This window comes from Hyphomicrobium sp. (assembly GCF_041659645.1).
GTDB lineage: Bacteria > Pseudomonadota > Alphaproteobacteria > Rhizobiales > Hyphomicrobiaceae > Hyphomicrobium_B.
On record NZ_JBAZXX010000003.1, the window covers coordinates 1 to 18,162 of the forward strand.

At 56.5% G+C, this 18,162-nt stretch carries 24 protein-coding genes and 1 tRNA gene; 10 read left to right on the plus strand and 15 right to left on the minus strand.

Features of this window, described 5'->3' with window-relative positions; all coding sequences use genetic code 11:
• The first annotated feature begins 613 nt into the window (after positions 1-613).
• Both WC811_RS09820 and WC811_RS09825 read left to right on the plus strand, forming a co-directional pair.
• On the plus strand, positions 614-775 hold the full coding sequence (locus WC811_RS09820) for a hypothetical protein (RefSeq protein WP_372643750.1): 162 nt from the start codon (positions 614-616) through the stop codon (positions 773-775).
• Positions 776-858: 83 nt separating this feature from the next.
• Positions 859-1,323: a hypothetical protein gene (locus tag WC811_RS09825; RefSeq protein ID WP_372643753.1), complete on the plus strand. Its 465-nt coding sequence runs from the start codon at positions 859-861 to the stop codon at positions 1,321-1,323.
• Between the two features lie 481 nt (positions 1,324-1,804).
• Here the strand turns inward: WC811_RS09825 and WC811_RS09830 are convergent, their stop codons facing one another.
• The 5 genes from WC811_RS09830 to WC811_RS09850 all read right to left on the minus strand — a co-directional run bounded on the left by WC811_RS09830 (position 1,805) and on the right by WC811_RS09850 (position 5,785).
• The gene (locus tag WC811_RS09830; protein WP_372643756.1) at positions 1,805-2,350 is read right to left on the minus strand and encodes a carbonic anhydrase; all 546 of its coding nucleotides are present in this window, start codon (positions 2,348-2,350) and stop codon (positions 1,805-1,807) included.
• Positions 2,351-2,444: 94 nt separating this feature from the next.
• Complete coding sequence (locus WC811_RS09835) at positions 2,445-2,969, minus strand: hypothetical protein (RefSeq protein ID WP_372645745.1); 525 nt, start codon at positions 2,967-2,969, stop codon at positions 2,445-2,447.
• A gap of 337 nt (positions 2,970-3,306) precedes the next feature.
• Entirely contained in the window at positions 3,307-3,777 is a 471-nt protein-coding gene (locus WC811_RS09840; protein WP_372643758.1) for a hypothetical protein, read from the minus strand.
• Positions 3,774-4,643, minus strand: a complete 870-nt coding sequence (locus WC811_RS09845; protein WP_372643761.1) for an alpha/beta fold hydrolase — start codon at positions 4,641-4,643, stop codon at positions 3,774-3,776. Before WC811_RS09845 ends, WC811_RS09840 begins: the two co-directional genes overlap by 4 nt.
• Before the next feature lie 218 nt (positions 4,644-4,861).
• The gene (locus WC811_RS09850; protein ID WP_372643764.1) at positions 4,862-5,785 is read right to left on the minus strand and encodes an NAD(P)H-binding protein; all 924 of its coding nucleotides are present in this window, start codon (positions 5,783-5,785) and stop codon (positions 4,862-4,864) included.
• A 195-nt stretch (positions 5,786-5,980) separates the two neighbouring features.
• Here WC811_RS09850 and WC811_RS09855 point away from each other — a divergent pair, with 195 nt between their 5' ends.
• From WC811_RS09855 to WC811_RS09880, 6 genes are all read left to right on the plus strand, one after another.
• Positions 5,981-6,937, plus strand: a complete 957-nt coding sequence (locus tag WC811_RS09855) for a GlxA family transcriptional regulator (protein WP_372643768.1) — start codon at positions 5,981-5,983, stop codon at positions 6,935-6,937.
• A 106-nt stretch (positions 6,938-7,043) separates the two neighbouring features.
• Positions 7,044-8,009, plus strand: coding sequence for a GlxA family transcriptional regulator (locus WC811_RS09860; protein ID WP_372643770.1), 966 nt, complete (start codon positions 7,044-7,046; stop codon positions 8,007-8,009).
• A 20-nt stretch (positions 8,010-8,029) separates the two neighbouring features.
• Positions 8,030-8,296, plus strand: coding sequence for an MAPEG family protein (locus WC811_RS09865; RefSeq protein ID WP_372645747.1), 267 nt, complete (start codon positions 8,030-8,032; stop codon positions 8,294-8,296).
• A gap of 747 nt (positions 8,297-9,043) precedes the next feature.
• Positions 9,044-9,391, plus strand: a complete 348-nt coding sequence (locus WC811_RS09870; protein ID WP_372643773.1) for a hypothetical protein — start codon at positions 9,044-9,046, stop codon at positions 9,389-9,391.
• 15 nt (positions 9,392-9,406) lie between these two features.
• The gene (locus tag WC811_RS09875) at positions 9,407-9,919 is read left to right on the plus strand and encodes a hypothetical protein (protein ID WP_372643775.1); all 513 of its coding nucleotides are present in this window, start codon (positions 9,407-9,409) and stop codon (positions 9,917-9,919) included.
• Positions 9,920-10,305: 386 nt separating this feature from the next.
• Positions 10,306-10,533, plus strand: a complete 228-nt coding sequence (locus WC811_RS09880) for a hypothetical protein (RefSeq protein ID WP_372643778.1) — start codon at positions 10,306-10,308, stop codon at positions 10,531-10,533.
• A 99-nt stretch (positions 10,534-10,632) separates the two neighbouring features.
• Here WC811_RS09880 and WC811_RS09885 read toward each other — a convergent pair whose 3' ends face one another.
• The 6 genes from WC811_RS09885 to WC811_RS09910 all read right to left on the minus strand — a co-directional run bounded on the left by WC811_RS09885 (position 10,633) and on the right by WC811_RS09910 (position 13,521).
• On the minus strand, positions 10,633-10,890 hold the full coding sequence (locus WC811_RS09885) for a hypothetical protein (RefSeq protein ID WP_372643780.1): 258 nt from the start codon (positions 10,888-10,890) through the stop codon (positions 10,633-10,635).
• A complete protein-coding gene (locus WC811_RS09890) occupies positions 10,887-11,099 on the minus strand; it encodes a hypothetical protein (protein WP_372643782.1) in 213 nt (70 codons plus the stop codon). The genes WC811_RS09885 and WC811_RS09890 overlap by 4 nt, the downstream gene beginning before the upstream one ends.
• A gap of 40 nt (positions 11,100-11,139) precedes the next feature.
• Positions 11,140-11,439, minus strand: a complete 300-nt coding sequence (locus WC811_RS09895; protein ID WP_372643786.1) for a hypothetical protein — start codon at positions 11,437-11,439, stop codon at positions 11,140-11,142.
• A gap of 159 nt (positions 11,440-11,598) precedes the next feature.
• A complete protein-coding gene (locus WC811_RS09900) occupies positions 11,599-11,826 on the minus strand; it encodes a hypothetical protein (RefSeq protein WP_372643789.1) in 228 nt (75 codons plus the stop codon).
• Positions 11,823-12,002, minus strand: a complete 180-nt coding sequence (locus WC811_RS09905) for a hypothetical protein (protein WP_372643792.1) — start codon at positions 12,000-12,002, stop codon at positions 11,823-11,825. Before WC811_RS09905 ends, WC811_RS09900 begins: the two co-directional genes overlap by 4 nt.
• Positions 11,980-13,521, minus strand: a complete 1,542-nt coding sequence (locus WC811_RS09910; RefSeq protein ID WP_372643794.1) for a hypothetical protein — start codon at positions 13,519-13,521, stop codon at positions 11,980-11,982. The genes WC811_RS09905 and WC811_RS09910 overlap by 23 nt, the downstream gene beginning before the upstream one ends.
• A gap of 301 nt (positions 13,522-13,822) precedes the next feature.
• Between WC811_RS09910 and WC811_RS09915 the strand changes: the two genes are divergently transcribed.
• Positions 13,823-14,368 carry a hypothetical protein gene (locus WC811_RS09915; RefSeq protein ID WP_372643797.1) on the plus strand — a complete coding sequence of 182 codons (546 nt, stop codon included), beginning with the start codon at positions 13,823-13,825 and terminating at the stop codon, positions 14,366-14,368.
• The gene (locus WC811_RS09920) at positions 14,368-15,681 is read left to right on the plus strand and encodes a hypothetical protein (RefSeq protein ID WP_372643800.1); all 1,314 of its coding nucleotides are present in this window, start codon (positions 14,368-14,370) and stop codon (positions 15,679-15,681) included. The genes WC811_RS09915 and WC811_RS09920 overlap by 1 nt, the downstream gene beginning before the upstream one ends.
• Positions 15,682-15,694: 13 nt before the next feature.
• On the opposite strand, the gene WC811_RS09925 is transcribed toward WC811_RS09920, so the two are convergent.
• The 4 genes from WC811_RS09925 to WC811_RS09940 form a co-directional block, all read right to left on the minus strand.
• Positions 15,695-16,237 (minus strand): hypothetical protein, encoded by a 543-nt coding sequence (locus WC811_RS09925; RefSeq protein WP_372643803.1) that lies wholly within the window; start codon positions 16,235-16,237, stop codon positions 15,695-15,697.
• Between the two features lie 147 nt (positions 16,238-16,384).
• Positions 16,385-16,471 (minus strand) — tRNA-Leu (locus WC811_RS09930).
• 68 nt (positions 16,472-16,539) lie between these two features.
• The gene (locus tag WC811_RS09935) at positions 16,540-17,052 is read right to left on the minus strand and encodes a thioredoxin family protein (RefSeq protein ID WP_372643806.1); all 513 of its coding nucleotides are present in this window, start codon (positions 17,050-17,052) and stop codon (positions 16,540-16,542) included.
• Between the two features lie 108 nt (positions 17,053-17,160).
• Entirely contained in the window at positions 17,161-18,096 is a 936-nt protein-coding gene (locus tag WC811_RS09940) for a ketopantoate reductase family protein (RefSeq protein WP_372643808.1), read from the minus strand.
• Between the last annotated feature and the right edge of the window lie 66 nt (positions 18,097-18,162).

Consider the following 18,162-nt stretch of genomic DNA (forward strand, 5'->3'; position numbering starts at 1 on the left):
CGAGTTTCAAATGTCGATCGGCGACGCCACGACGGCCGAGCTACTCGCCAGTCTCGGTGCACTTGACGTGATCCGGGCGAGGCTCGTTCGCGTCATCGAGGCGGATCAAGACAGAGAAGAAGATTAATTAGGCGGCGAAAATAGTTGCCGCTGCGCGCGTCGAATGCTTCGATGAAGCATGGCGGATCTCACTCGGTTTCGTGTCATCGATGGCGGCGTGGACAAGCTCAAGGTCCGTCGCCGTTCGACGTCATTCCGTCGGAACGGGCGCCCTGAGATCTGGGAGCACTACAAATGCGGTGAGTGCTCGGACGAGCTGGGCTTTCCATTCTCACAGCTTCATGAAGTCCGAACCGGCGCGATTTGCACTTCAGCGCGTGGTACAGCCGGCAGCGTGATTAGCGGCCAGCGATGGCTCGCCTGCCCCAGGTGTCACCAGCTCCGTTTCCATGTCGGCGAAATTACAGAAAATCAGTCTGCTAATTAACGAAAAATCCTAGCAAAACCAGCTTGTTGCAGGTACTATATGATAATCGCAAATCGATAGCTGGAGAACTTGCTATGACCCTGACAGAACTCTAGAAGCGCGCGGCCGCTTGGCAGATGGCTTACGATGCACTCGACGCCGAAATCGAAGACGCTAAGAACGAGCAGCAAACCGCTCGCTCGCAATGAACTGGCGGAAGAAGCCGAAGAGTTCAAAGCCGAACTCTCCGCCCACGGCTTCGGGTTTCTGTTCGACAATCGCGCGGCCGAAACGACGACATACGCCTGATGCCGCGAGCAATAAAAATTCGGCGAAGACGGGCCGCACCGTAGTGCAAAAACCGGGCGGCTTTTTTCTTTCGAGGGCGTGTAATGAACGCACCAATTTTTCGCCAGCCGATCATGACGTCCAGCTGGTTCCACAAACTCGATCCCGCGAAGTTTCAGCGCATCGGTGTCTCGCGCGGCGTTCCGCGCAACACAGCAGCAGGCTTTCGCAAGTATCCGAAGCTGAACCCCGGTGGTTGGTTCAACAGCGTGACGCCGGACCGCTATCTGAAACTTTACAACGCCGAGATCTTGGCGCCGCTCAATCCGACGAAGGTCGTCGAAGAGCTACGCGAAATGGCGGGCGACAAAATTCCGGTTCTGTTGTGCTGGGAGCCAGCGACACCGGGGGACCAATGGTGCCATCGGGGCATTGTCTCGGCATGGCTCTATGACCGTCTCGGGCTTGATGTCTACGAGTACGGCCATGAAAAAGAGGGGTTCGGCTGGAGCCATCCAAAGCTGCACCCGACGTTACGAAAGGCGTCCATGCTCGAGCCTAATTCATAGCGAACTGCCGGAAATTCCAATGTCAAGAATCGTCAGCTGAGGGCAAGTAGCAGACACCGCAAATGCGGCATCGATTGTCACTATGTCCGCTCATATACATTTGCGGACGTCGCTTCATGTCCGCTAAGCAGCGAAGGCGGTCATCCCCTCTCGATCTCGGATCGCGGTCATATCGGTTTCGTCGCACATCAGCCAAAGCGGACGTTACGGGTTAGTCTTCTACGTGCCTGAAGCGGACGATGCCTGAGCCACAGGCGATAGCGCTGACGCAAACTCTCCGTCAGTTCGCTTTCACGATGTCGGCCGGTCGCTAGGTCTGATCGAAAAAATGCCTTCTCCGGACCGTATAGCGCGTTCCTACGTCAGCAGGAAAGACGACCTTACCGCGCGGCGTTGTTGATCGTTAGAGGAAGCGGCGGAGAACTATCGAGCGTCTTTGGCTTGAAACTGTGACTACACCACAGTATCGCCGACCGCGCTGTCAAATTTCATCAGGCCGGAGTAGATCCGGCGGGACAATTGTTTCTACCTTTCCTGTAGCGACGTCATAAACGAGTCCCGATACCAGAAACCCACCGGGGAGATTGGGATTGGATTTCAACTTGGCCACGTCGATGGTCACTGCTTTGAAAGGGTCAGTGATCGCTAAACCGCTGAGGTCGTCGACCGAAACGCCCATATGCTTGGCCAAGATTTCGGGCGCATGATTGAAGCAATGGGTGATCCCGCAGTCGGTGTGATGCAAAACGATAAGGTTCCAGCCGGAGCCAACCTCCTCTCCCGCAACGCGCGATACCACTCTCAAAATTCCCATCGTCTCAAAGACTGATGGCGTCACTCGTCCGCCGACGTTGCGGATAATCGCCGCCTCACCCGACTGGAGTTTGAAAAGCTCCATGGGATCGACGCGAGGATCGACGCATCCAATGATCATCGTCCGGCGAGACGGTATCATTTTCAGTTTGGGGTCTATGCCGGAGCGAACAAAGTCCGCGTTACGCTCGACCAGGGTGTCGATGAACTCCATCGTCATCTCTTTCGTTGTGTTGGGCTGACCATTGGGTGTTCTGGAGTTCGAGCTGAGTCGCTCGCGGAGAAAACTTGGCTCTCTGACGTCCACATCAAATCTTGGAGTCAGACGTTTTCCGTGAGGCAAGAAACGACGCGTATCTCGGATGATATCTACGAACGGCTAACGCTCCGAGAATGATAAAGACCGCTATAACTCCGACTTGAGCCACAATAAAAGGCGGTTCCGACTGAGTAGGAGCAAGCGCCTGGAGGGAGGGTAATTTCTGAAAGGATTGCACGACAGCGACGAAGACATTCAGATAAAGGGCCAGAAGCGCGCTTGTGACATAGATCCAGCGCCACGCACCTTCGCCGTGTCGAACGTAAAGCGCCAGCAGCGCGGCGGTTAGTACCACAAGCGATATTATCCCGACGATGTGGGAGGGCAATAACTTCTCGTGGGGAAAGAAAAAGCCGGTCACGCTTGTCAAAATCGTTGTTGCGAGAAAGATCCCGGTCCACAAGCGGAAATTTCTCGACGTCAGCATGCCGTATAGGACGATGAAGCCTGAGAATATGCCTATCAAACTGATAGCGACGTGAAGCGTGGTGAAATCGGAAAGCGACAATCCCATAATCACGTCATGAATCCCTGGTGGTTGGCGTTGACGATATCTTGGCTCTAATCAGTTTCGCCGGCTTCCGAAGTGGCGCTTTATACGGTGAAGCATTTCGGAGACGAGTCCATGGGCGAAGAGTGCGAGGAGCACGATCGGGATTACGATTATTCCTAGAATGAGCGACGGCACATTGGACCATCGCAGCGGCCGGGCTTTCTTTCTGATAAGGTCAGTCCCGCTGCCACAATCCTCCTCGCCCACGCCGGAATTCGCGATGATCAAGCGGCGCTCTCATTACAAGGTTCATCGCAGTCATCATCGGATGCGCGAGGTGGGCTTACGCGTTGCCGCGTCATTTCGGTGGATCAGTCAGAAGGACGCGAAGCGCAGCAATGGGGCCGAGTGGGACAAGTTCGAATTCCATTAGGCCGGCTTGACCCAATGGAAGTTTCCCCAATACCGCCTTCGCCTCGGCAGGATCCGTCACATTCATGAGGAAGACGACGCCACTCTGGTCCTGCTTTAGAAACCATTGGTCGATCTTGCCATCGAGGTAGAGGCGAACCGTATCGCGCACCTCGGCGAGCAGGATCGGCTTCCACTGTTCGGGCGATGCTTTTGCGGTGAACGTTCCGATCGCGAGAAGTTTTGTCGTTGGTACGGCGAGTAGCGAAGCAGGTCGCGCTTCCGTCGCCGAGGCGGGAGGAACAAACCTCGCTGACACCGTCACAGCCATAGTTATTGTGAGGAGGACACTGACACAAACGAGGCGCGACAGATGAAGGGCGCCGATGGTGAATGTGTCGAAAGAATTGTGTCTCATGCTAGCATCGCCTGAGCTACTTGCGCCGGCTCATCGGCTTGAAGCCAATGTCCCGCTGGAATGACGGTGAGAGACGCGTTTTTGAGCTGAGCCTTGCGGCGCTCAGCTACGGCCACGGTGATGTATGGGTCGTATTTTCCCCAGATCAGCTTGACTGGGACATCCAGAGCTTTCAGTGCCGACTGTTGTTGAGCGTTTCGAGCGTTCTCTTCGAAGAATTGAGCAGCTAACTGCACAAAAGCGGGGCCGGCCCCGGGCTGAACGACAAAGTTATCTGTGATCAAAGTGCCGATGGATGCGATGAAGTGCGGTTTTTGTTCTTCCGGCATCGCATCGACGAATTTCTTCTGTTGCCACTTGAGAAGCCAAGCGAATTGTTCAGGGCTTTGCGCGACCGCGACGGCAAGCCGCTGCAAACTGTGCGTCGCAAAGAGCGTGATCATCTCAGGCCAAAAGTCCGTAGACTCCTCGTTATACGCGGAATTCAACATGATTACCGAATCAACATCGCGCGGATGTGCGAGGGCATAGTTGAGGGTCGCCATGCCTGAGGAATCGTGAGCGACGGGAATGATCTTGCCAAGATCGAGTTTGCTGACGACTGCTTCTAGGTCGCCGAGCTGCTGCTTAAAACTGTAATTGGCCCCTGGAAGTTTGTCCGAGGCGCCAAAGCCCTGGAAGTCAAATGCCACGACACGTCGTCCCTTGGCTACGAGGTAGGGAATAAGGTCATCCCAAATGCCAAGATTATCTGGGAAGCCGTGCATAAGGACAAATGCCGGACCAGCGCCCTCGTACTCGCGGGAATAGACGCTGCCATCACCTCGCGGAATTCGGTGCTCAATAAACTTGATGTGTTGCGACATTTGTCAGCCTGCGCTCCCGTGCGGAACTACGTCCGTTGAAGGTCATGGGCGACAGATTACGAGCGGACGCCCTTTAGCCGTAGGTCATTTTTGCCACCATTTATGCCGTGTCTAAATTCCGTGTACCAACGCGTGCGATAGTAATTAACCGGAATGCGCGAAGTCGCACTTTCGGCGTCACGAAAGATAATCAGTACAGATCTTCTTTTATCCGCAGCTCACGTTGGAGAGGGCGAAAATTCGCTAGCGTGTTGCAGCACAAATTCGCGAATGCCTATGGGCGGTCTGCCGGTCAATACTTCAACGTCATCGCTATAGCGATCATACCGATTTTCCCCATGAAGCTTTGCGATTGTTGCTACGTGGGAAGCGACAAAGGGAGACATCCCGAAAGCGGCTAGCTGCTCCGTCCAATTGTCGAACGGAATATCGATATATGTTATCGTGCGGCCAAGCGCGGCGGAGAACTCGCGCGCGACAGCGTCCATATCTTGCGATACCGGGCCTGTCAGGTGATAGGCGCAGCCAATGTGCTTGGCTGGCTCGCTCAAAATCTCTGCAATAGTCCGCGCGACATCAACTGCAGCAATGGCGGAATTCCTGCCCCTTCCAAATGGCGCGAATATCCTGTTTTGCCGGGATATCCCCTTAGCGCTTTGAAGAAATAATCCCTCCATGAATACAGTTGGCCGTACCTCCACAACCGGAAGACCAGACCAAGACAATATCTGCTCCGCCAGCCAGTGCTGTTTCTGCTGCGGACTGGACGTCGTGTTGAAGATGTCCATCTCTTTGACGGTCATCTGTGAGAGATTGACGAACGCCTTCACTGCGTGGTGCTTCGCTACGACGGCGACATTGGCCGCCGCTTCGAGATAAGTCGGTGCGACTGACATAGCAAAGAAGACCCGTTCGCATCCTTCGAGGGCGCGATGAACCTCCATGAGATCGAGCAGATCGCCAGCGACCACCTCCGCCCCTAGGCCACGTAATCTCGATGCTCGTTCGTCTTCGACGCGAACCAAGGCACGCACCCGAAATCCCCTCGCAAGCAGCAATTCGGCGACCAAGCGGCCGACAGAGCCGATACGCCCCGCCGCGCCCGTGACGAGAATCGGAATCTGATATTGCTTCGTGCTCATCGCCGCCCCATGAGAATTCGAGACGCGCGCCGCATGACAGGCACCCCTGGAGAACGGTTTTCGCGGGCTTTGCGGTGATCGCGTAGGTCGTTTTTGCCACCATTTATGACGTGGTTATTCTAAAACAGATGGTGAAAATCGCAGATGACACGAATTATATGCATTATATAGTTTCAGGACATTCGGAGCCGTAGAATGCACCGCGTCGGCTTTATCGTGCCGCAAGATTTCCAGATCATGAGTCTGGCCGCACTGACTGCTTTCGAACTGGCGAACCTGCCGCCCACCGGCCCTCACTATGAAATTCATATATTATCTGAGCGTGGCGGGCTCGTCCGCTCGTCTGGTGGCATGACAATCCAGACGGAAGCCTTCGGAGACCCAGCCTTCGATACGTTGATAATCGGCTCGATCACGGCGATTGAAATGCCCAGGTCCGCCGACTCTTTCATCGATTTTATCCAAAAAGCTTCTCGCGCCTCAAGGAGGACGGCCTCGATCTGCAGCGGCGCGTTCGTCCTCGCTGAAGCCGGTTTATTGGATGGACGCCGAGCAACGATGCATTGGGCACATGTGGCTGAATTTAAGGCTCGCTTTCCTAACGTCACAGCAGAGGAAGATCGAATTTTCATCAACGACGGTCCCGTCTGGACGTCGGCCGGCATGACGGCAGGAATCGATCTTGTCCTAGCTCTGATCGATAGTGATCTGGGACCCAATACCGCAAAGTCGGTGGCGAGACTTTTAGTGATGCATCAACGACGCCTGGGCGGCCAGAAACAGCATTCGGCTATGCTCGAAATGACCCCGAAATCTGATCGCATCGAATTGGTTCTCGCGCATATCCGACAGAACTTGCGAAACGCTTTAACGGTCGAGGACCTAGCGGCCGTAGCACATCTTAGTCCGCGCCAATTCAGTCGGGCATTTCTCGATGAGACTGGCGAATCTCCCGCCAAGGCTGTTGAGCGGCTTCGGCTGGAGGTAGCAAGGTTCATGATGGAGGAAGGCCGACATTCCATCAACGAGGTCGCGCGAGAGACTGGATTCGGCGATCGTGAACGCATGCGACGCGCATTTCTTCGAGCATTTGGCGTGCCTCCTCTGGCGTTGCGAAGAAGCGCCCGACAAGAGCCGACGGTGGTTGCCTGACCCGGGGATTTCATAACATGGGCTCTTGGATTACGCGCTTAGACACTTCCGGCGCTTCAGTGCTCCGGTCCCTCAGTGACCTCGAAGGTTCAGAAACGGAGCCCGCATGCATCGGGTAGGACTTATTATCCCTCACGGCTTTCAAATTCTGAACCTCGCGCCTTTGACGGCGTTTGAAATGACGGAATTCAGATTTGCCCAATCGCCACCCCCCGTTTCTCACTACGACGTCCATCTACTGTCCGAGCACGGCGGTTCCGTTAGATCATCCTGCGGCTTTGCGGTTGATACTGAACCATTTGGCGATGCGACTTTTGACACCATCATTGTCGGCGCGGTCACCGCGTTCGAGATGGCGCCATCCAGTGCAAACTTGATCGCTTTTGTGCGAGAAGCTGCTAAATCGTCGAGGCGAACCGCTTCATTTTGCAACGGCGCTTTTGTTCTCGCCGAAGCGGGGCTCCTAGACGGCCGACGGGCGACAACGCATTGGATTCAAGCTGCCAGTTTCAAGGCTCGGTTTCCGAATGTCCGGATGGAGGAGGACCGAATTTACATCCACGACGGTCCGATCTGGACGTCGGCCGGCATGACCGCCGGATTCGATCTTGTGCTCGCGATGATTGACATGGACCTGGGTCCTGATGCTGCGAAAGTAGCGGCCAAGCTCATGGTCATAAATCAACGCCGGCTGGGGGGGCAAAATCAACACTCAGCGCTGCTGGACATGACGCCAAAATCGGATCGTATCGCGGCGGTCGTAGCGTACATCCGACGAAATCTGCGGAGGCCGCTGACGATCGACGAGCTCGCGGAAGTTGCCAAACTCAGTCCTCGTCAGTTCAGCAGAGCGTTCCTCGCCGAAACCGGTCAGTCTCCGGCAAAAGCTGTGGAGCGCCTCCGGCTGGAAGCTGCGAGGTTTATGATCGAAGAGGGAAGGCACTCGATCAAAGTAGTTGCGCAGGAAACTGGTTTCGCCGACCGGGAACGTATGCGCCGCGCATTCTTGAGAACCTTCGGAGTACCTGCGGACGCGCTGCGCAAGAATGCCCGGCGGTTGCCTGAAACGTAAACGTGATTATCGGACTAGCCGTGAAATACACGCCCAAACTCTATGCTTTGACTGGCATCACCACGGCAACAGCCGTGATGTGGCTACCGTATGTGATTGCGAGATTAGCGGTGAGAGGCCTGTCAGCGATCGCAAACCACGATCCAGGACTTCCTGCGGAGCCAGCCTGGGTCGAGCACGCATGCCGAGCCCATGCAAATGCGATTGATAATCTTGCAGTCTTTGCCCCTCGTTCTGGGTGGAGCGGCTATTGGAGTCAGCATTCCAGCGACGGTCTTGGCGGCTAAGGTCTTTGTCGCCGCTCGCTCTTTGTTGGGTTCTGCGCGAGTGGGAATACCTACAATCCGGGTGACGATGCAGAATGGACCATGCGCTACGTCAAACAAACTTAAGCGAGACCGAACTCTCCGAGTTCCTATCCTAGTCGAAACGGCTCGACGTCCGAAATGGTGGCAAAAACGACATACAAAAATCTTCGATTGCCCTCAATGATGAGTTTGCCAAACAAATCCTCCGTGCACTGCGTCGGGGGCTGAAAGAGCGAATGTACTCACCACCTCAATCCGCTGCCATTCTCGTCACGGGAGCTGGTGGGCGCATAAGTTCGGTGGGCCGCCAGGTTGCACATTTTTGCTCGAACATGGGTACCGGGTCCGGGCTGAAGTGAGGGTGGACGACGATCGAGACGATAATTTGCGCGCAAGAGGAGCCGGAGTCGTCGGCGGCCCGAAACCGACATCCGAGGTTTGGAAACGGCTCGTTCCGTCAGAGAAGCGTCAGACAGATGAATTGTACCTCTCCGCCAAAATTGACCAGTGGTACGTAATCACTGACCAAAGCGGCGTAGTTGTCATAAATGTATCGACGTTAGAAGAGGCCAAGGCGCTGATGGGCGCTGTTCCCTTGGAGCAAGCGCCGGACTGATGAAGTCTAGTTCCTGCTCCTGGGCCAGCTTAGCCCAATGCGCAGACTTTTAAATCCGATCCAGCAGCAAGGGGCCGGTAACAAGGCCAATGATCAGGAACGACCCAAACGTGAATGATATGACGGAGCAAGTAGTCAGTGAGACTCTGACTACGAAAATATTGGCGATCGGTCGTCGGACGAAGAATGCGTCGTTCGAGGCCATTGCTGAGATTAGACCTTTGGAAATTCGTGCAACGGTCCAACTCTATCTCGGGGGTAAAATCGATCAATGGTTTTTCAGGAGCGACAGTTCCGGTGTTGTTTTTTTGATGAACTGCACTAGCGCCTCGGAAGCACGTGATATTCTGGAAAAATTGCCGCTCGGGGTCGAGGGCCTCATGGAATTTGAGCTCATTCCTCTCGGACCTTTGAAGCCTCTTATGGTGCTCTTGGACGACGCTCATAAACCCGCTTGATACATAGGAGCGACTGTGAACGAGTTTTTGCTTTTCGGTCTGTCCGTTGCGCTTAGCTTCTGCGCATGGGGCTACCTGTCTGTCAATTATGCTTGGCCATGGCTTAACCGACGATCGTTTACGTCGGCCGCGCGAGCCATCCTCATCATCAATACTTTTCGTTTTGTTGGCGCATCTTTTCTTTTCCCCGGCGTGGCGAGCACCACGTTGCCGAGTTCTTTCGCGGTTCCTGGCGGTTTTGGTGATCTATTGGCCGTCGTTTTAGCGTGGGTATCTCTATTCTTGCTCGCTCGTCCAGCGGGCGTCGTAGCCCTGTGGGTGTTCAATGTGTGGGGTACGGTCGATTTGATTTATGCTTTCTATCAAGGCATTTTCGGCGCGGACTTTCGTCCTTCCGCACTCGGAGCGACTTTTTACATTCCCACCGTTTACGTACCGATGCTCTTTTGCGCGCACGCTATGCTGTTCTTGCTTTTACTGAGACAGACGACCGTAGCGAACAAATACAGGGCAATGGCGCCAACGTAAGGCATGAAGCCTAATCAACAAAGGAACCTCGTAAGAGCTTTATCGACGAGTTGTTAGATCGAAATAGAATCTACGAGGCGTCGAGTTTTTCTCCGGCGTTCAAGATGCCTTCGTCTCGAAAGACGATCGTCACACGCTATTTGATATAGTCGAGATACTGGATGCTGCAGCTGAGGGAGCTGATCAAGAAAGCGGCAAGGGTTGAATCCTGCTTATTCTTCATCATACGAATTGCGGAAAAGTCCCGTCCTTTAAGCCCGATCCAGACTTCCGCGTTCGAGTGAGAAGCTGACACGTCCTAAACTGCCGTGTGACTCGTCCTCGGAGCCAGCCGCGCGCCGAGTTAGATTCAGCGATGCTAATCGCGGAGTGCGTTCGAGACTTTTGTGCCGACGGCCGGGCCGACCGTGCCGTCGGTCGCCTACGGAGACGTGTTTGACACCATGACGTTGACCGTCGTGTTGATCGTGTTCGACCGATCCTGGCCTTTCGGCGCGGACTGCAAGACGAGCGGGACCGAGCGCGATCCCGCGATCGAAGATGCCGAGCCACGCTGTTTCACGTTCGATCATCGCCCGGCCGTCATCGTCCTGACGAAGGTAGTCGGACTTTAAAGCGCGGAGCGCGCTATGATAGACCAAGGCTCCGTTCGTGACTGACGCGCCGGCCATCGCTTCTCGCGCCAAAGTACCCTCGTCGGTCGGTGACTTGGGTTAAGCGGAGGTCGCCAGACTAACCGGCGGCAGTACGGCGACCTGAAGCGCCGACGTCCGCTTGCTCTGCAACGCCGACATCGCGCGGAGAAGCCAGCGAGGAGCGCGCACTTCCGCTATGGGTGAAAACCAGACACGACAAGCAGCCCATCGTAGAACCCACAGCCGCCGCGCCCTACGGTCGGCAAACCAGAGCGCGGCAGCATAACGATCGGCGTAGCGCCGCCGATCGGAAAAATTCTTGCGTGCCGCAATCATGATGCCTGCATCCAGACGCGACGGCCGTCGCGATCGATCAGCCAGCGACCGTGATCGGTCCCGACGGACGTTTCGACATAGTCCGTTTTGAGTCCGCACACGGCGATACCGGCGGCGAAACCTTTTAAGATGTCGGCGTGGAGACGCGCGAGATCGTCGAGCGCCGAAAGGGCGTCGATCATCGCGCGCCGGGTGGTGGCGCGTACCATGGTGTTCTCCGATGAAGGTGCAGGCCTCGCGCGCGTTGACCTACCAACAATCGCAAGATCCTCGGCAACGAACTGGGCGGTCCGGCAAGCGGCCGAAGTTCGGATCAGCGCGGAGGCGCTCGATCATCTGTTCGGGGGTGAGGATGTCGCCGCCGTCGTTAAATTCGACATCGGGCGAACCTTTCATCGGAGTGTAAAGTGACGCCTTCGCCAACATATGCGGCAACAGGAGCTCGATGCTGGCGCCGGCCGCACGAAGGGCGATGCTCGTTGTGGTGCTGATTACGTGATCTGAGAGCCTTTTGTACTCCGTCTTCAAGTCTGCATCGGTGATTGCCATCTGGAGGTCCCCATGGAGTTGAAACGCAAAAGGCCGCTCCCTGCATTGGGAACGGCCTCGAATTCAAACAGAAACGTATCGTGGAACAGCGATAGCGGGATCTTGGCTACATCCCACCCAGAGCAGCGAGCGGCCCGCCAGCGGACTTGCCGGAGGCCTTCAGTGGAGAACCCGCCTTTCGGCGTCGGCGAAGCGTCCCAGCTCGCGACGATGATCGTCTTCGTCGACCTCGACCATCGTCAGCAGCCCCGGGAGAGTCACGACAACGCGCCGATCATCGAGTTCGTGGATCAAGGCGACGCCACTGCGCACGAGCGCCGCCAGTGCGGCCGATGCCGATCGCCGCGTAAGACCCGTCTCAATCGCTAGCCGATCGATTGTTGTCACGACCGAACCCTGCCCGTGAACGCGCGGCCGTAAAGCGCGATGACCATGACTACGTCACGCCCCCGAGACCGAGGGGCGAGGACACGCATCACGTCACCGATTGCCGATTTCAGCTCGTCCTCGGGCAGCGCCGCGATGCGCGCTGCGATCTGCTCAAGGTTGCTCGTGGGCGACATCGCTTGCCTCCGCTACCGTGATTGCCCGGTCGTAAGACGCCGGCGGCGTTACGCCATGAGCCGCATTCCCTAGGTCGTTACGCAAGGCTTTCCGGAGCGTCCGCCGAACCAAGTTCCGCACGCCTCCGGTGCCCTGGCCCCAAGTTGCGAAGCGACGACCATGCGCAACGAGGCGGGACGCTTCTTCGCCGATAACGTTCAACGCCCAGCTCTGACTTTGCTCGCCTTCGGCCAGTTCTCGATCGATCGCTGCTGCCGCTGCCACGACTGAAGGCCAGTTCGTATCGATCGGCCTCGGCGCTGTTGGACCGACGACGGCGGCGAGCTCCCGGGCGAATGATTCCGCGTCGGCCCTCTGAAGCACGACATCCTCGTCGATTCCGACTTCGTGGCCCGCACGAGGCAACGGCCGCAGGCCGGCGTCCGAGTGAGGGCTTAGGTGGTTCGAGATGTCGACGTCCGACCCCGTCGCCGTTTTCTTGATATTAGACGAAGCAGCAGAAGAAGCAGGTTTAAAAGGTGTGTTCCCAGATACAGTTATTAGAACCGAAGTGGGTAGTTCGGGGGGCGATATGTCGGGCAAGACCCGGTTTGGTGGGGGCGAAGTATCGGTGAAGAGCCCGGGGGGTGGGGGCGAAACCGCCGAGCCTGCCCGTGGGGGCGAAAGGTCGAGGAAGCTTCTTTGGGATGGGGGCGAAGTGTCGGGGAAGACCGAATGACGGATACGACGGGGCTTGGGCTTTCCCTTGTCTTTCCGGTCCCACACCCGAAGGCTATCCTTCACCAGTTGCCGTCCTTCAGCGCCTGGAATAGTCAGTCGGGCATGGTCGAGTTTGAGCAGGGACTTTTCCTTCAGGAGAGCCGCGTAGTGCTCGACGATTTTTTCATCTGACAGATTCCGGTCGAGCACGGGTTTATTGTTTTCATTCTGGACCCCCGCCGATAGCGCTTTCTTGACGCCATCGCGCGACAAGTAACACGAGCCGACCCCATCTTCGTTGACCCAGATCTTCCGGAGCGCGTGAAGGTAAAGCGCTGTGGCGCCGTTGGAAGCGGCGAAAGCGAGATCGATAAGATCGCCTTCCTCGATATCGTAAAGGCTAGACTTAAACCGTTTGGTGCCTTCGATCGGGCGCCTCGTCTTCGTCAAGATGTTAGCGTTGTGCAGATCGTCGACATTTTTGCGTGCGTTGCTGCGATCCTCAAAGCCGGCCTCCCGCATGATCGTGGCGAGGCCCGGCCACGCGCCGTTCTTGCTGCCGCGATCCCAAAGGACGAAGAACGCCCGAACTCGCCCTGTGGAACGTTTACGAGCAGGATTGAAGGCAAAAGTCAGCCCGAGAATGTTCCGGTGAATCGGCATGGTCTCAGGGTGGTAACGACCGTGTTGAATATGAAGCGCCATCTCCTTCGCGTTTAGCAAATTCAGGAGACGTTGATGCTCGCCTTCGGCCCAGGCGGTCAGCAAAGGAACGCGACTAATGGCCGGCTTTTCGCCGTCGACTTCATTATCGGTCATGGTTGAAATCTCGCGATTAAATGGCAGCGCACGGACAATAAAAAACCCCGCGATCCGAACAGGGGTGCGAGGCGGTGTCGACGTGACGTTCCGTGAAGGTATCAGAAAACTAGACAAAAAGACCTGTTTTGAAAACACGTTAACTTTGGATAAAGTCGAGATTTATTTGCCGTGTTACTTTCGCAACAGCTACATCTCGGCGGAATTACTTTAACAGTACAGTTTTGTTGTACTTTTACACTCTAGATAAGCTTGATCGCCCAATAAAATCAAAGCCTCCGAAAAACCGATCCGCTGTGAAATGCTCACAAATACGTGCACGCGAACACACGGGACTCAGCGCTGCCCACTCGAAACGAATGGCTTTGCTTACGCGATGCTTGCGCTGAGCAAGTATTGGACGACACTGACGGAAGCGGGCATCAAGACCCGTCCGACAGAGAGAGAGGCAACACAATCGGCCATTTGGCAGGATGCTTCTATGTACGTCCCCGACGCGTTTGCGGAGCTGTATCGCGAGCCTTGGCTAGCAGATGCGCTACCTTCGCTTGCGAGCCCCGAAACCCGTGCCGCGATGATAGGCGCGGTTTCGGTTCACCGCGTTCGAAGCGCCGGATCAACTAAGGGGCCTCGGTATCCTGAAAACAACGCATGGCCGGTACTGATGCGCGCGGATATGGCTGCTGCTTATGTCGACGAGCGATCTGCAACGGCCTTCATCAAAGGCGTCGGGAAAATCTATCCGCATCCTGTTCGCGGGCGTGGACGACGCGGCGTCTGGTCCAAAGCAAGCCTGGACGCATGCGCAGGAAATGACGTCACTGATGAACTCGCGGATTTGATTTAATGCGCAGGGACCCACTGGGCATCAGCGGCGTCTATGAACTAGGCGCTGCAAATCCCATTTCCGGGTTGCGCCCGATCGTGCTCATCGGCAACGATGGTGCGATGAAGAGGGCGAAGAAAAGAAAGCCGGCCGGCTGGCCGCGCTATATGGAAAGCCGGCGGCTTCGCTTCGGCACGACGGGATATTACTGGAAGCCGCCATCATGGTCCCGGCCGCGCGGATGCACGATGCAAGCGGAACCTCTCGGGCCCGATTACGGCGCAGCCGTCACGCGATGCGAGCTTCTAAATCGACAATTGGACAGTTGGCGTCTCGGTCGTGATGAAGGGACGGCCACAACGATCGGGACGTTCAAGTGGATCAGCCAAGAATTCTTCGCCGATCGCAAGTTTCTCCGGACGGACGCCGTGACCCAGCGCGACTATCGCGACGGCTTGGCTCTGATCGAAGAGTACGAGCTTAAGAACGGCACACGTTTCGGGGCGCAAGACATTCGTAAGATCACGGCGAACGTCGTCGACAAGCTGTACGAGAAGCTTTCCATTCGTGAGGACGGGACGAAGCGCACCACAACCGCCAACAAGGCGATGCGCGCCGCCAGGCGCGCTTGGAACGTTGTGTTCCGACGTCACCCGAAGTTAGTGCCCGAAAGTAATCCATTTTCGCGGATGGGGCTTGAAAAGACTGGCGGAGATACGTCCGCCGCGACACGCGAGCAGCTCAATGCGTTTGTCGCGGCGGCCGACGAGCTGGGCTATGCGAGCATCGGAACTGCGGCGATGATTTCGTTCGAGCTTTTGTTGCGTGAGGTCGATATCATCGGCCGGTTCGCCTGGTCTCAGTACAAGCCGCCCGAGCGTCCTGATGCGATCAAACTCCGGCATTACAAAAATCGTAAGGGCGACGAACGTTCGTGGATGCCGCTGTTTCAAGACGGCGTGGCACTTCTTCCCGAACTGACAGACCGCCTCGATAAGTCGATGCGCCACGGGCCGCTCGTGATCATGAGCGAGGCGAAGCGCGGCGGCGTCAAGAAGCCCTACGAACGCACGTACTTTGCCCAACTCGTGCGGAAGATTCGCGACAAGGCCGACCTCCCCTCAGATCTGACCTTCACCTCTTTTCGCCATGGCGGCGTTACTGAAATCGGCGATGCTGACGTTTCGGATCAGGGCGCGTTGTCCCTCACCGGCCATAAGACGCGAGACATTCTCTCCATCTACATGAAGCGGACAGAAGCGCAGCGGGTCACCGCCGCACGCGCGCGTCTCGAGCATCGATCGGGCCGGCTTACTAATGCCGCGAGATCATGACCTATCAGCCACCTCAGTAATTGCTGGACCATTTCAGAGGTGGACCGCCGGGGAGGCCGGGTAGAGGTTCGCGGTTCTTGGGCGGCTCAACAAATCTCTCAATGACGGGTTGAACGATCACAATTGGGCTCGGGGACGACGCAATTTTCGCGGCGGCTATCACCGTGATGGCACCGATGATACTCGCATACAACGTCGCCTTCGCCTGATCGCTCCAGTTCGGAATATCGAAAAGTCTGCCCGCACCGGGAACGACTGCCTCTGCTTGTTTCCGAGCTTCAGCTTCAGAGATCTTGTTGTCTCTAGTTGCCTCTACGATTCTGGTGAGCGCGGCCAACGCTTCTTTGGAGACGCTAGAGTCGAGCAGGACATCCACGCGATCTTGAAACGCGCTGTAGGCCCCGGAAGGATCTCGCAGGCGCAGTTGCAGAGCGGACGGTTTGTAAGGCAGTTCCGGATTGTGACGCCAGCTCCTGGCGCCAGTGCAAATGCGGTCGCCGGAAAGATCCCATGCGTTTTGCAAAAAGCAGCGGTGTGTTGAACGTTGCCCATGCACAGCTAGCTACAGCGATTCTCACACTGCGAAAAAGGCGACATGCGGAACATCTTGGCGACTTTTGTCCTAACGGCATGTCCTAACGAGCCATTTGTTCCTCTCTTTCAGGACGCCGTGTCGACGACAGATTGTTCTTGAAATTCATGGTGGTGCGGACGGAGGGACTCGAACCCTCACGACGTTACCGTCTCAGGATTTTAAGTCCTGTGTGTCTACCGGTTCCACCACGTCCGCGCCGCCTGGACCTTATGGCGGGTCATAGAGTTAAGCGCAACACGGGGATCGAACGATCGACCGGATTATCAGATGCCGTTTTCATCCGCAGGCCGAGGCGTCGCGGCAGGCACGGGGAAGACGTGACGCGCTTTTTTCATCAGGGCCAAAAGCTCGTCGGGCTTATCGACGTTGACCGAGTGCGGGTATTGGGGATCGGAGCCGACAAGCTTGTCCGAGACGTTGCCGTCCGAGTCGATGAAAAGCGTGCGCGGCACATAGGAGCCGTCCGGCTGAAAGGCGCCGTTGATTTCCTTCTCGGCGTCAGCATCGACCAAGATCATCACGAAGTCGCGGGATTCAGCGACGACGGCTGGATCCTTGAAGACCTGGCGAAAGCGCTTGCAGACAGAGCACCACGTCGCGTGAAATACCATGATGACCGGGCGGCCGGTTTTGGACGCCTCATAGATGCCCGACCGCGCGTCACGCCAATTGATCTCTGCGCCGTTCCATTCGTCCGCATACTTCGGCGTTCGTGCGTTCGCCGACAGCGCCATGGCGAACAGTACGAACGTGGCGACAACGAGTGAACGGATCATGTCCGAGTCTCCGGCTTCGAATTGCCCGGGTATTAGTCCCGCTTTTACGAAACGAAGACAAGGCGATCATTTGCAGCGGATTAACAACTCGTAATCATCACGAATGGTTTAGCGTCCTCTGGACCCCTCTGCCGCAAGGTGGTTCTGGTAGGCGAGCAGATTAAGATAAGCCATATCGAGAAGCGGCGTCGCGATTGCCCGCTCGTGACCACGACTAATCATATCGCCGACGATCTGATCGGCTTCAATCCGACCGCCGCGTTGAATGTCGCGAAGCATGGAAGCGGAAAGAGTCGACTCTGGATCCAACAGAAAAGTTCGTGCGAAATCGACGGCTGCGGCTTGCGGCGGATAACCATTCACGGTCGCGACGGCGATGCATTCGTTCAGAAGATTGTTCATGAATTCGGCGCCATGCGCGGCACGGACGATGTCGCCGACGGGCGCCCGCATCAGGCACGTTGCTGCCGCGAACGTGGCGAGGAAGAACCATTTCTCCCACATCGCGGCGACGATGGTGTCGGAGTAGCGCGCTTCGATCCCGATAGTCAGCGCTTCGTGAAGCTTCAATGTCCCAACTTTCTGCTCAGCAAACCTCGGCCCTAGCGTCAGCGACGCCAATTGTCCGAACTGACGGATCGTTCCGTCTTCGGCGAGCATCGCGCTGATATGGCAGGTTCCACCGAGCACGCGGGCCGAGCCGAACGCCGTATCGAGCGCATCGAGGTGCTTCATGCCGTTGAGCAGCGGCAGCACCAAGCTGGTTTCCCCGACGGCCGGGCGGATCGTGGCGATCGCACCGTCAAGGTCATAAGCCTTGGCGCTGACGATGATGGCGTCGAATGGTGTGCGGATTTCTTCTTGAGTGATGGCTTTGACGGACGTCTGTAGATCGCCGTCAGCGCTTTCGATCTTTATGCCGTCACGCGCGAGCTGATCGCGGCGCTTCGGGCGAACGAGAAACGTCACGTCCGCACCGGCCTTTGCCAAGCGGCCGCCGAAATACCCACCGGTCGCACCGGCACCGAGGAAGAGCAGTTTCATTGATTTCTGACCTCTCATTCCCTTCGTCGACGGGATTGCGTGTCACCACTGATCACATCTTCTTCA

Bases quoted from the DNA above. Each gene is read 5' to 3' on its own strand.
- WC811_RS09820 (WP_372643750.1), top strand. From the start codon at position 614: ATGCACTCGACGCCGAAATCGAAGACGCTAAGAACGAGCAGCAAACCG.
- WC811_RS09825 (WP_372643753.1), top strand. From the start codon at position 859: ATGAACGCACCAATTTTTCGCCAGCCGATCATGACGTCCAGCTGGTTC.
- WC811_RS09830 (WP_372643756.1), bottom strand. From the start codon at position 2,350: ATGGAGTTCATCGACACCCTGGTCGAGCGTAACGCGGACTTTGTTCGC.
- WC811_RS09835 (WP_372645745.1), bottom strand. From the start codon at position 2,969: ATGGGATTGTCGCTTTCCGATTTCACCACGCTTCACGTCGCTATCAGT.
- WC811_RS09840 (WP_372643758.1), bottom strand. From the start codon at position 3,777: ATGAGACACAATTCTTTCGACACATTCACCATCGGCGCCCTTCATCTG.
- WC811_RS09845 (WP_372643761.1), bottom strand. From the start codon at position 4,643: ATGTCGCAACACATCAAGTTTATTGAGCACCGAATTCCGCGAGGTGAT.
- WC811_RS09850 (WP_372643764.1), bottom strand. From the start codon at position 5,785: ATGAGCACGAAGCAATATCAGATTCCGATTCTCGTCACGGGCGCGGCG.
- WC811_RS09855 (WP_372643768.1), top strand. From the start codon at position 5,981: ATGCACCGCGTCGGCTTTATCGTGCCGCAAGATTTCCAGATCATGAGT.
- WC811_RS09860 (WP_372643770.1), top strand. From the start codon at position 7,044: ATGCATCGGGTAGGACTTATTATCCCTCACGGCTTTCAAATTCTGAAC.
- WC811_RS09885 (WP_372643780.1), bottom strand. From the start codon at position 10,890: ATGATTGCGGCACGCAAGAATTTTTCCGATCGGCGGCGCTACGCCGAT.
- WC811_RS09890 (WP_372643782.1), bottom strand. From the start codon at position 11,099: ATGGTACGCGCCACCACCCGGCGCGCGATGATCGACGCCCTTTCGGCG.
- WC811_RS09895 (WP_372643786.1), bottom strand. From the start codon at position 11,439: ATGGCAATCACCGATGCAGACTTGAAGACGGAGTACAAAAGGCTCTCA.
- WC811_RS09905 (WP_372643792.1), bottom strand. From the start codon at position 12,002: ATGTCGCCCACGAGCAACCTTGAGCAGATCGCAGCGCGCATCGCGGCG.
- WC811_RS09910 (WP_372643794.1), bottom strand. From the start codon at position 13,521: ATGACCGATAATGAAGTCGACGGCGAAAAGCCGGCCATTAGTCGCGTT.
- WC811_RS09915 (WP_372643797.1), top strand. From the start codon at position 13,823: ATGCTCACAAATACGTGCACGCGAACACACGGGACTCAGCGCTGCCCA.
- WC811_RS09920 (WP_372643800.1), top strand. From the start codon at position 14,368: ATGCGCAGGGACCCACTGGGCATCAGCGGCGTCTATGAACTAGGCGCT.
- WC811_RS09935 (WP_372643806.1), bottom strand. From the start codon at position 17,052: ATGATCCGTTCACTCGTTGTCGCCACGTTCGTACTGTTCGCCATGGCG.
- WC811_RS09940 (WP_372643808.1), bottom strand. From the start codon at position 18,096: ATGAAACTGCTCTTCCTCGGTGCCGGTGCGACCGGTGGGTATTTCGGC.